Source organism: Rhizobium sp. P1_E1, from assembly GCF_056406015.1.
In genome coordinates this window covers 79218-90676 of record NZ_JBFUAY010000013.1, presented here as the reverse complement: position 1 = coordinate 90676, position 11459 = coordinate 79218, and the positions used below count along the sequence as shown (strand labels likewise).

At 56.9% G+C, this 11459-nt stretch carries 12 protein-coding genes, 1 tRNA gene and 1 pseudogene; 6 read left to right on the top strand and 8 right to left on the bottom strand.

Going from position 1 to position 11459, the window contains the following annotated elements:
* From AC1D1Z_RS08085 to AC1D1Z_RS08070, 4 genes are all read left to right on the top strand, one after another.
* Positions 1-358 (top strand): lysozyme (locus tag AC1D1Z_RS08085; RefSeq protein ID WP_477850093.1); only part of this gene is annotated, 358 nt, incomplete at its 5' end.
* Positions 358-702: a hypothetical protein gene (locus tag AC1D1Z_RS08080; protein ID WP_477850091.1), complete on the top strand. Its 345-nt coding sequence runs from the start codon at positions 358-360 to the stop codon at positions 700-702. The genes AC1D1Z_RS08085 and AC1D1Z_RS08080, both read left to right, overlap by 1 nt.
* Positions 703-739: 37 nt before the next feature.
* Positions 740-2596, top strand: a complete 1857-nt coding sequence (locus tag AC1D1Z_RS08075) for a hypothetical protein (RefSeq protein ID WP_477850089.1) — start codon at positions 740-742, stop codon at positions 2594-2596.
* A 19-nt stretch (positions 2597-2615) separates the two neighbouring features.
* Positions 2616-3044, top strand: a complete 429-nt coding sequence (locus AC1D1Z_RS08070; RefSeq protein WP_477850087.1) for a DUF1515 domain-containing protein — start codon at positions 2616-2618, stop codon at positions 3042-3044.
* A gap of 527 nt (positions 3045-3571) precedes the next feature.
* Here the strand turns inward: AC1D1Z_RS08070 and AC1D1Z_RS08065 are convergent.
* The 7 genes from AC1D1Z_RS08065 to AC1D1Z_RS08035 all read right to left on the bottom strand — a co-directional run bounded on the left by AC1D1Z_RS08065 (position 3572) and on the right by AC1D1Z_RS08035 (position 8199).
* The gene (locus tag AC1D1Z_RS08065; protein ID WP_477850085.1) at positions 3572-3787 is read right to left on the bottom strand and encodes a hypothetical protein; all 216 of its coding nucleotides are present in this window, start codon (positions 3785-3787) and stop codon (positions 3572-3574) included.
* A 444-nt stretch (positions 3788-4231) separates the two neighbouring features.
* On the bottom strand, positions 4232-4435 hold the full coding sequence (locus tag AC1D1Z_RS08060) for a hypothetical protein (protein ID WP_477850083.1): 204 nt from the start codon (positions 4433-4435) through the stop codon (positions 4232-4234).
* Positions 4436-4666: 231 nt separating this feature from the next.
* Positions 4667-5212 carry an ATP-dependent Clp protease proteolytic subunit gene (locus tag AC1D1Z_RS08055; RefSeq protein ID WP_477850081.1) on the bottom strand — a complete coding sequence of 182 codons (546 nt, stop codon included), beginning with the start codon at positions 5210-5212 and terminating at the stop codon, positions 4667-4669.
* A gap of 48 nt (positions 5213-5260) precedes the next feature.
* Entirely contained in the window at positions 5261-5551 is a 291-nt protein-coding gene (locus AC1D1Z_RS08050; RefSeq protein ID WP_477850079.1) for a CopG family transcriptional regulator, read from the bottom strand.
* A 52-nt stretch (positions 5552-5603) separates the two neighbouring features.
* Positions 5604-6053, bottom strand: a complete 450-nt coding sequence (locus AC1D1Z_RS08045) for a hypothetical protein (protein WP_477850077.1) — start codon at positions 6051-6053, stop codon at positions 5604-5606.
* A gap of 224 nt (positions 6054-6277) precedes the next feature.
* Entirely contained in the window at positions 6278-6505 is a 228-nt protein-coding gene (locus AC1D1Z_RS08040; RefSeq protein WP_477850075.1) for a hypothetical protein, read from the bottom strand.
* Positions 6506-6879: 374 nt separating this feature from the next.
* On the bottom strand, positions 6880-8199 hold the full coding sequence (locus tag AC1D1Z_RS08035) for a tyrosine-type recombinase/integrase (protein WP_477850073.1): 1320 nt from the start codon (positions 8197-8199) through the stop codon (positions 6880-6882).
* Between the two features lie 140 nt (positions 8200-8339).
* On the opposite strand from AC1D1Z_RS08035, the gene AC1D1Z_RS08030 reads away from it, so the two are divergent.
* Both AC1D1Z_RS08030 and AC1D1Z_RS08025 read left to right on the top strand, forming a co-directional pair.
* Positions 8340-8409: transfer RNA gene (locus AC1D1Z_RS08030), tRNA-Arg, on the top strand.
* Between the two features lie 168 nt (positions 8410-8577).
* Positions 8578-9152 (top strand): annotated as a pseudogene (locus AC1D1Z_RS08025) (chloramphenicol phosphotransferase).
* A gap of 228 nt (positions 9153-9380) precedes the next feature.
* On the opposite strand, the gene AC1D1Z_RS08020 reads toward AC1D1Z_RS08025, so the two are convergent.
* Positions 9381-11453 (bottom strand): calcium-binding protein, encoded by a 2073-nt coding sequence (locus AC1D1Z_RS08020; protein ID WP_131647117.1) that lies wholly within the window; start codon positions 11451-11453, stop codon positions 9381-9383.
* Positions 11454-11459 lie beyond the last annotated feature (6 nt).

Below are 11459 nucleotides of genomic sequence, written 5' to 3'. Positions count from 1 at the left end.
AGGTCAACCCTGGACGATCTGCTACGGCAGCACGAACGGGGTGAAGCCGGGGGACCGCAAAACCGTCGAGCAGTGCAAGGCGCTTCTGTCGCTTGAACTGCAAACCTATGCGGCCGGGATAGAGCGCTGCGTCAAGGTTCCGCTGCCGGATGCACGCTTCGTCGCGCTGACGTCGTTCAGCTACAACGTCGGCGTCAAAGCGGCCTGCGGATCCAGCGCCGTAAAGCTGATCAACCAGGGCAAGCCCGCTGAAGGCTGCGAAGCTCTCCTGAAGTGGAACCGTGCCGCGGGGATCGTCTTTCCCGGCCTCACCAGGCGCCGGCAGAAAGAACGCCAGTTCTGCTTGGAGGGCCTGTGATGCTCTCCATCATCCCCGACGTCATAAAGCTGCCGGTCGCCATCGCCCTCGGCGCCGTCCTCGCCTTTTACCCGGCCCGTTGGCTTGGGCAGTCCGAAGGCAAGCAGATGGCCGCAACGGCCGCTCTCTCCAAATCCGTCCAGGTGCTGCGGGAAAGGAACACCATCGATGACGAAGTTTCCACTTCTGATGCTGCCGCTTTGTGCGCTGATCTCGGGCTGTCAGACGACGACAAAGCAAAATGTGTGCGACGGATTCTCTCGCCTGACGCCGAGCCTGCAGACGTCGGTAACGATCCTGAAAACGGATCGACCGTTCGCCAACCAGATTGCCAGCCACAATAAGTTCGGCACCTCTCAAGGCTGCTGGGAGTAGACGCCGATGATGAATGCCATTTCGCTCGCCTTGACGAACCCGATGCTGAATGCCGGGGGCGGAAGCGGCGGAGATCCCGACCGCTTCATGTTCTTTGCCACGCGCAACCGCATGCCCTCAGGCAACATCGTCACTGCCGCGGCCGGCACCGAATATGTCTGCACTAAGATGGTCATCAACACGCCCTCTTATAAAACGCGGACGTTCAGGTTTCACCTGTCCGGCTTCGCATCCACCGAAGGCGGAAACTCTCCGCAGGAAACCATCGTTACCGGCACGATCGGCGCGCCTGGCAATTCTGTTATTGTCGATGCGATGTTCGCCCGGGTCGCAGGCGTCTTCTACCAGTTGCAGGTCGCGGCCTCGAATACGGTGACCATCGCTGACCAGACAAACGGCGCCTGGACGGATGAACTGACCACTCCGGACGTCGTGGCCGAAGGCGAAATAGAACTGTGGGTGTTCTATCATACCGCCGTCGCAGAGAAGATCTGGCCCATCTTCCGCATCCAGAAGCATCGCGGCGAACGCGTCTGGGGCGCGATCGATCACGCGACGTTGCTGGCTTTCAAGGATACGCCGAACGCCGACAGCACTGTCGCGCTCGATACCGGCTATGGCACGCAGGCGCAGCCGCAATATTACGGGTTCGACTTCATGGTGGCCAAGGGCGACTGGGATGGTCGTCCAATCGCGCTTGGCTTCGTCGACAGCTTGGGTGAAAGCCGGCAGGAATTCAGCTCCGCGGCCGATACGCGCGGCAATCTGGGCTGGTTTCGCCGCTGGCTCGACAAGGATGGTGGTATCGGTCGAATCCCCCATTGCCTGGTAGGTATGCCCGGCGCGGGATCTGTTCGCGAATACACCGGGACCGGATCGTCCATTGCGACCAGGCGCCGGGATATCATCCGAGAAATCTACGCTTTCAATGGAAGCAAATGGCCATTCACCGTGATCGCAAACCAGATGGGGCAGAATGATATATCCACGTTGTACAGCACGTGGTTCAACACGAACTACCGGTCCCTGGTGACCCGCGCCCGCGCTGAATACCCTGGCGTTCGCATTGTCGCATTCCCACCGCTCGGCCGCACGGATATTCAAAAGACTATCACCCTTACGTCGGTAGGGACGGTGGCAACTGGCACGATAGCCGCCGGAACCACTGGGCTCGTCAGCGGGCAAACTGTCACCATCACCGGGGCAACGCCGACCGCTTACAACGGCAACGTCGTCATCACCGTCACAGGTCCGAACACCTTCACTTACGATTTCGCGGGCGGAACGTCGCCGGCGACTGGAACAATTCGCCTTGGCGACCTGGGGTTACGGGTTGAGTTTCAGGCCTATTCGGCAAACAATGTCTGGCCGGCAGACGGAACCGACGCGTCCGGAAAGTGGAGACTGCACGACGATATCATGGCGCAGACGTCGGCCTGCTGCGACGCGGCAATCGATACTTACGCAGCTTGGGTGTCGCCGTCCAAAGGCGGCGCGTGGCCGAGCATGCTGGAGCTTCCCAGCACCACGCTCACGGTCCAGGCCGGCACAGATGGTATTGCGACCTACAACTCTATCACCGTGGCGGACGCGAGCTTCCTTCGATCAGAGCAGACGATAAACCTCTATTCCGGACCTGACGGCGTTGCGCGCCTAAGCACCCAGATCATTGCCAGCATTGTCGGAAACGTGATCACTTACCAGGGCACAAGCGCGGTTGTGATGCCGATCGGAACGGTAGTGCGTCCGGCTGCGGCGATCGGCGAGAGCACTCCGGCGTCAATGGTGCACCCGCAGCCCGTCATGATTGACCGCATCTCCAACGGGGTTTCCCAATCCGAAAAGCTGAAGTTCAATCCATAGACAGGCAGGCGTCGATAGAATGGCATCCAATGACGACATCCTTCGCGCGCTCGGTCGGGTCGAAGGCAGATTGACCGGAATCGAGGACAGCGTTTCTCACCTTCGCGAGGAGGTGAGCGACGAGAAGGATAATGCTCACGAAAGCCGGACTGTGATCCATAGGCGCTTGGATGACCAGGCGAAACAGATCCATCTCCTCGACATGACGATAACGGTCAGCAGCAGCGTCGATGGACAGATCCGCGAGGAGATCAAAACCCTCAAGGAGACCGTCGAGAAGAACCACGAGGCGGTCGCACCCACTCTTGAGGAGTGGAAAAAAATGAAAACCCTCGGCTACGGCATATCGGGGCTCATCGCCTTCGCCGGCCTAACAGTAGGCGGTATTGTCGCCTACATGAGCGACGGCGCGGTGGCAGCGCTGCGGCATTGGCTCAAGATCAACTGACCGATATTGCATTTGCTTCCGGGAACTCAAAAAAAGCCCCGCCGAGACGGGGCAGGTTATGGATTGCACAGGAGGAACAAACTACCCGTGCTTTCCTGCAGATATAACAAAAAAGGAACCGTTTAAGTTCCCGTCATTGCTCGCCGCGCGGATCAAAAAGAAGCCCCGCCGAAACGGGGCAATTCGGAAAGAACGGACCGCACAGGAAGGAAGGGAAGCGGACACCCCAGTATGGGGCGCCTGTGCGATCCTCGTGGCCTAACCGCAGATCGTCGGAAAAGTTCCCAACGTTGCACTTCTTCGGTTGCCTATGCCAGGGAGGGGCGCAGGTGGTTGGTTGAGGCACTGGCTGAAGATAAATTAAGCGGTCAGGCCACGCAGTGCGCAAGTAGGCGTGGGAAGTGGACCAAGAATCTTGCCTCCACGGGGCCCGACACGACGGAGGGATCATGCAGAGGGAATATAAATCTTGGGGCCAGCCGAGCCGGTTGGCGATTTCAGGCTCAATGTCCTCGCGATGCCTTGCCTCAATGAGGAACGCAAACCCGCGTGATCAATGCCGCAAGTTGATCACCCCAAATGATGACATAACGATGGGCGCCTGTGCGGATGAGGATCTCGATCGCCGGAAGCTCGTCGATGTGCTCCCCCGCGTATTCAATAGCTGCCTGCAGAGAGATGAACTCCTTGTTCGCAGTGCTGGGGAGCCAGCTATGAACTGTGATAGGAGTGGTCGAATTCATCAACATCTTTTAGCCAGGCTCCGTCGACACAAGTTAAACGAGAGAGATGTATACCTGCATTCAACCTGCCCGGCCATATCTGAGGCTAAATCTGGTTACCGATCGGTTGAGAGACTCATTGTAGTTTACGCTAGGCTTAAAAAAGAAAACCCCGCGACAGCGGGGATCAGGAAGGGGGGTGTTTTCTAGGCAAGCGCGTGTTGCGCTGCAATAACTTAGTTCGCACAACTTACATGGATTTGCAATAAATATTACTTTCTATAGTTCTAAGCCCACAGATTTGTTTTCAACTAAAGAGTTCATTGTCCGATTTCACTCGAAAATACAAATTGACTTCAGTCTTTCGAGTAATAGTTTGTATCATTCGGGGGGCCGCTCAGCGATCACTTGCTAAACCCCAAGCATTGAATCTCCTGTGCGTTGAGCGGCCGTCCAATCTCTCAACTATTGTTCATTCAATTTCTCGGAAACATGGTGCAGCAACGCATCCTTTCCCGGTGAGATCTGGAGCGCATCGACAGCCGTCGTGAGTGCAAGTTGCCCGCGACTGCTGTGGATGTCGCAATGATGCTGAGAGCACCATTCGGTCACGGCATCGACCACAACTTCGATATCATGGTCGGAAAGGGAGGTCAGAGCTGGAAACATCTAGGTAGTCCATAGATCTGTGGCCGAGGCTGCTGGACTAGCTTCGGCTATCCAACCTGAACGTCAGATGAAGGGCAACAGGAGAGGGTCGAACTGATGCGGAGAGCATCTTTTGCCGGCCACGCCAGACGGAAGGAAGAAAAATAAACGATGTGTTATGGTTCTTCTGGACACTGTTCGAGGGCGTGTGCGAGTATTCAGGTCAAGGAGTGTCCAATGGATAGGAAGCGATTAAATCTGGTTCATTTCACACCCGTTCGGGAGCGTGAACTCCTCGACGGCGTGAGCGACACCGAATTTGACCGCATCCTCCGCCGAGAAGTGAACTTCGCTGAACCGCCGGGTGGCAAGAAGTTCATCGGGGATGGAGCACCGATCGCGCAGGATGCCTTCCGTGCGATTCTCCTCCGCCAAGGCAGAGTTCATTAGCTGCTGCAATCTTTCCCAAGTCATTCCATCAGTGCTGCCCGGAACTGAAGCCGGGTGGATCATGAAAAGCACGTGTCTCGAACAAAGACGTCGCGCTGCGCCAGCATAGATGGCGACTGCCACTGACGCCACATTCCCCGTAGCGTGAATGGTTACCGGTATCGGAAGCGCTCTGATGTGATTATACAAATAAACCCCATCGGCGATGAAACCTCCCAGTGAGCTAAAGGCCAAGTAGATCGCATCAAAATTATTGTTTACCGCGTAATTTAGCGCAGCGCTTATCCGTGTAACGGAGCCTGACTCTATAGGGCCCGTAAATCCAAAATATGCGATTTTCTCACTCAATACGCTCTTCCTTCAAAAATGAGTCGAGCAACAAGTTGACTATCTGGGTCACGCATTTCCATCAGTTTCTCCATCTTCGTCAAGCGCGTGCACCGGCAGATAGGTGTTCTTCTCCATCCACTCCCGGACGATAAACCTGATCGTGTCATTGCGCGTCTTGCCGAACTCGCCAGATAGATCGCGCAGAGCTTCTTCCATGTCATCTTCGAAGGCGATCGACCCGGAATTCCGCAACATCAACGCGGCTCGACGAAGCATTATCTGGAGATCAGCTCGCGAGACATCTGCGATCCGGTCGGCGGCGTCTTCCAGGAGGGTGGCGGTGTCGGGCGAGGCCATCAGTGGATTCGCTTCATATGAATTAGGTCTGAAACAATGGTCTAGGCTAGCGTCAAGGGCTGATGGTAGAGCATTTTCCGCCAGTGATTGAAGGGGTGTTCTGCCCAGAACGGTCGTCATCTATGTAGCCTAAGCTATACACTTCAACATATCGCAGCTTGGCAAAATTAATTATCATGCCATAGCCCAGTCCCCCGCAAGAAATCTGTTCGCTAAGCACGCCACCATCAAACTTTAAGCGGGTGCAGGTGAATTGAGCGTAGTCCTTCCCGATCTGCTTCACCTGATAAGTTAAGGGGTCGCTGGCTGAGGCTGTAATGGCGTATTGCGTCGCGCCTGTTTTGAACTTCACGCCTTGCCATTGTCCGTCAACGAATTTGAGACCTCCGGCAACATCTTCAACGCACAACAGAGTTTCCGCGTGTGCAGGGACTGCCCCTGCCGAACCTAAGCTGATTGCCAACGCCATCAGTCTCCGCCATTTAAACAGGCTCATTTTCACGGATGACCCCTCAATTGCCCGCTGTTAGCATTGCAGAATTCCGCTCCACGTCAAATTGCATATTAGTCTATCGTTAACGCAGCTTTGGAGTGCATTCGGAGTGGCTCCGCTGTTGCGAAGAACGTTGGAACAAGGGCTGTGGATATGGAGGAAAAGACTCATTGTGATTAGCCTTTCCAGACAAGCGCTCTGATGCTCGCGGCTGGAGGTGCGCCATGTCGCAACTAGCCTACTTCGCACGAGGTGCCGCCAGCGCGGAACGTGCCCGCCGGCGGATAAAACGGGAGGGCGTTACCATGCGAGGCGATAAACTCTGGACGGATGAAGAGAATGCAATCATCAAAAAATGCGGTCCCAGCTTCGACGAAATCGGAAAAAGGCTTCCCCATCGAACTCGTACCGCGATCCGCTTCCAAAGCAGAAAGCTCGGGTTTTGCCAGAAACGGCAGCATAATTGGACCGCCGCGGAGATTTCAAAGCTCCGCAGGCTGTACCCAAGAGCGTCACGGGAGGAGATTTGCGGAATATTTTCGCACTCGACTTGGCAAAATATCACGCAGGTCGCCCGCTATCATGGGGCTCGAAGGGAATGCTCTAAGGCGTACAGCCCGACAGGCTTCCCGACGCTAGATGAGGTGAGAAAACGCTGCCGGGAAATTCGGTGGACGATGCCGGATCTAGACAAAGCGGCCAGAACCGGAACGTACTTTGCACGTGCCGGATGGATTGGGAAGAAAATAAACTATCGAGCCCTCGGACGCGCTATCGCCGCACTTGATGGTGAGGTGAAGGCGGCGTGGAATGACTAGATGGGGAGCGGCGTTTGCTATTGGCACACGTTTCCGGGCTGATCTCTGTGCTTTTCTCCTGATGCCTGAGGATGAGAGTTGGGCATGTCGGCCGCGACCGCGGTTAGTTGCTTGACATGGCCAGCCCAGGCGATCAGTGCCTCACGCTTTTCCTCGGCGTAGTCGTAGCGATTGTAAATCGCTGCAACCCCCTTGATTGACCCAGATCGGTGGTTGATCACCGCCTCAACGACATGCACCGGGACCCCCAGCCGAGCCATCCCACTTGCTGCTGTGCGTCTCAAGTCATGGAATGTCCAAGGCTCAAGCTCGACCTTGGCCGCGGACTGGCCGAGCGCTTCGGCTTCCTCGCTGGCAATCTTCAACATTTCCGCGTCTATTTTCTTTTTTGCCCGACCGTATCCCGAGACTTTCGTTACGCCAGTAGTCGTGAAAAGAAAAATTGGCTCTTCATCTTCCGCCGGCCGGATCTTTGGGAGCGCCTCGATTTCGCGCAAGGTTTCGGCCGCAAGAGCAACGAAGTGTTCCTTGCGGTTCTTCGCTCGTTCAGGCGGAATAATCCATTGCTGGTCGTTTCCTGACAGCTCCATTTCCCACCAACGAGCGCCAGAGACCTCGCTACGACGTTGCGCGGTCAAAAGCAGAAGCCGGACCATTGGTCCGAAAGGATAGCCGAGCTTCCCCGACGCCCGCCATAGAAGTTTGATCTCGTCGTCTGTCAGGATTCGATCGCGAGTTGTCTCCTCGCTTGGCTTGTCGATCTTCTTTTCCATCGGCGAGGTGTCAATGATATCTCGCTGGACAGCCCAATTGAAAAACTTCCGCAGCAGCGAAAGCAGCCGGTTGGCGACGATAGGTGCTCGCTCTGCAACTTCGTCCAGGTGAGCGACAATCTCTTGTCTCTTTATGCTCTTCATTGTCCGCCTGCCGAATTTCGGCCGGACGTCCTTATCGAAAAGCCGCTTCCTCTCTGTGATAGTCGAAGGTCGGTTTTTCTTCTCGACATATCGCTTGATGAACTCGTCGAGCGCATCGTTCACGATGTCGAGCTTAAGGGCCTTTTTGGTCGCTTTGGCTGCCGCGGGGTCCTTACCCTCCGAAACGTCGCGCAAAAGCTTTGATGCCTCTTCGCGGGCCTTAGCCAACGGATGAAGGGGCAGGGGGCCAATTGTGAATTTTTTCGGCTTTCCCTCAAACCTATACCGGATGGCCCAGCTCACGACGCCGGAAGGCTGAATGATCAGATAGAGGCCAGGCAAGCCGCCGTCAGGAATTTCCTGTCGAATGTCCGTCGCTTTGAATGCTTCGATTGCGCGAACGGTCAGGGCTTTTGCCATAGGTCTTTCCGGGGTAACGCCGGGGTAACGGCGAAAGGGTGATACGTCGTGATTGCCATTGATATTATCACGATTCACCACGAGCCCTGCAAGCCTTGGGATTCAGGCTGTCCGCATATATCTGTTGATAGCTGTTGATAGGCCGAGTTAATGGAAATCACCTGCCTTCTAAGCAGGTTGTCGCAGGTTCGATTCCTGCAGGGGTCGCCATTTTTCAAGTGTCCATCCATGCAGCATGCCTTTCGCCAAACAGGTAGAGCGGCTTCCGTAAAACGAAGCTGCTGGGCCGTGGACCGTCTATCCGATTGGAACATGCATTTACGGCCATGTCTTCGGGCGACATGATTATCAACGAAAACTATGTAGGTGTCGCGAAAGATGGGTGTCCGCATCGTGCTCATAGGCTTCCCGGGCGTTGGGAAGTTGACCATCGCGAAAGAGTTGAGCGCCATGGTTTCGGCAAAAATTGTCGACAACCACTGGGTCAACAACTCGATTCTGCGTCTGCTGGGTGAGGATGGAACGGCCCCGCTTCCAAAGGGAATATGGGAGTTTACAGGTCGAGTTCGACAAACGGTCCTTGATGCAATCACCGCTTACGCGCCGTCCGCCAATTTCATTTTCACGCATGCCGGCTTGGAGGGTGATGAGCGGAGCCTTCGTACCTTTCAACAGATCGCCGGTGCTGCCGAAGGCTGCGACGCCGCTTGCTGCAGGTGCGATTGCTGTGATGAAGAGGAGCTGGCTCGCCGGGTTTCGAACCCCGAGCGACGCCAAAGGTTGAAATCCACGGATGTGGCAGCCTCGAGGGATCGCAGTCGGAGGGCGGGGGGGGGGGCGATCCACTCCACCCAAATACATTGGTGCTCGACGTCACTTCCGCATCACCGGGAAAAACGGCCATCGCGATCCGAGAGCATATTCTAAAGGTCCTTGGCGACCTGTCAGCCTGAAATTCGTCGGAGTTGATTCTATGCGCTCTACGATCGTCGATACGCCTGATGGCCGGAGGTGAGGCGTTCTGACGAGCTGTCGGTTTACGCAAAGCCGGCCCGAAGGGCCGGCTGACGCCTGTCGAAAAATCGCAGCGCGCGGATGGGGCTCCCTCATCCGCACGCCGAAGTAGCCGACTTTTGCGGCCAGCGTGTTGTGGCGATCGGACGACCGCCACAACACTATCGTTAGAGGAGAAAATCGCCTGCCCCCAGGTGGACGAGGCCCTTCAGCTGAACCTCGAAGTCATGAATGCCGTCGCCGTTCATGTCGGCCTGGATAACGGTAACATCGCTCGCGGTTCCGGCGTGGTCGTCATAGTGCCAAGCGAGCGCGCCAGCCTTGTGATCGAACAAGGCATTCTCCTGTGCCTGGAAATGGAAGGTACCATTGCCCGCCGCAGAGCCATTCGCATCGATCGCCGAGATGTCGATCTTATCCACGCCGTGCTGGAAGTCGGTGATGCCGTCGCGGTTCAAGCCGGACCCGGTTTCCGTCGGTGCCTTCAAGATAAACGTATCCTCACCGATGCCACCGGTCATAATGTCCTTTCCGGCACCACCAATGAGGACATCATTGCCGGCGCCGCCGTCCAGCTTGTCCGCGCCAGCCCCGCCAGTGAGAACGTTGCCGCCGCCGTTGCCGCCGATCAGCACGTCGTTGTAGCTTGAGCCGGTCAAGTTTTCGATGCCGGCGATCTTGTCACCGGTCGCCTGGCCGCCCGATGCGGCCTTAGTCGCCAGGTCGACGTTGACCGCGTCGGAGCCCGCATAGCTGGCCGTGTCATTGCCAGTACCGCCGTCGAGCACGTCCGCGCCGGCGCCGCCCTTCAACACGTCACTACCGCCGAGACCCTTGAAGGTTTCGTTGCCGCCGTTGGACTGGCCGGTGTGTGGCAGGATGTCGTCACCGTTGGTGCCGATGAATTCCTTTGTCGGCGCCGTTGGCGTTGTCGGTTGCGTCGGCGTGGTCGGCGTTGTCGGTTCCGTCGGGGTGGTTGGCGTTGTCGGATTCGTCGGCGTGGTTGGCGTTGTCGGTTGCGTCGGCGTGGTTGGCGTTCCCGGTGTCGCACTGGAGCCCGATTCGTAGGCACCCATATCGACAGTTCCAACGACGCGAGCGTGGCCGTCCAGATCGACCGAGCCGACGCCGTACTTGGCGGTTCCGCCGTCGATCGCTGCCGAGCCGGAGCCGAGGTGGAAGTTGTCGCTCGCTGCTCCCGCGAAATGCGGGTCGACGCCGAGCTTGTTGCCGTTCGCCGTGCTCGGCATAGCGTTGCCGCCGTCGGTCCTGACCGAGGCCTGGCCGGCCGTGCCGTTGTAGGTGTCGTTGTTGGCCCAGACGACGTTGGCGTTGGTATAGCCGCCGTACGACGTGTTATCGACCGCAGTGTTGTTCTTGTTCACCGACGGGTCGGCTACGGCGATGTTGTTGATCCAGGTGTTGTTGCTCGACTGCGCGTTGCTGAGTTCGCCGCGCCAGGTGCCGTCGTTCAGCGGGTCCTGATTGTTGTGGTATGCTGTGTTGTTCTGCACCGTGACGGAGTCGCTCCAGGCAACTTGGATGCCTTTGCCGCCGTTCTCGTAGACCAGGTTGTTGTCGACAAGGGTCTTGAACGTATAGTTTGGATGACCATCCGTCTGTGTGCTCTGAAAATCGTCAATGATGATGCCGTTGCCATCGGTGTGCGCACCCGTCTTCGTGACGTTGTCGTGCGAGATGTTGTTTTGTACGATATTCCGGTAGCCGGTCGTCGAGGTATCGCCGGTGATGTTCCGGTTCTCGTAGATCGAGATGCCCGAGAACCAGCCTGACGACGCGTTATTGTAGGTCTCGTTCCCTACGATCTTGACGAAGTCAGAATAGTTGAACTGAATGCCCGACTCCCCGCTGTCGTGGACCTTGTTGTTGAGAATTGAGACGTGATGGACGTTGTTCGCTTCGATGCCGTCACCGTTGCCGCCCTTGATGTCGAAGCCGTCGATTGTCACGTAGTTGGCGTTGACACTGATCCCGGTATACGAGCCTGCGGGCGGCCGGATCAGTGCTGCGCCAGGCACTTCCGAGCGCAGCGTGATGTCGCCTGCCGCCGAGCCGTCCTTGTCGATGTTGATGCTCTCGTTGTAGGTCCCTGCTTTCACCACGACCTCGTCGCCGGGCCTAAGGTTCGCCGACATCGCCTCGCTGATCGTGCGGAAGGGAGAAGTGGTACTGCCGTTACCGCTGTCGCTGCCAGTCGTCGCTACATAGTATGTCGTCATGGTCTT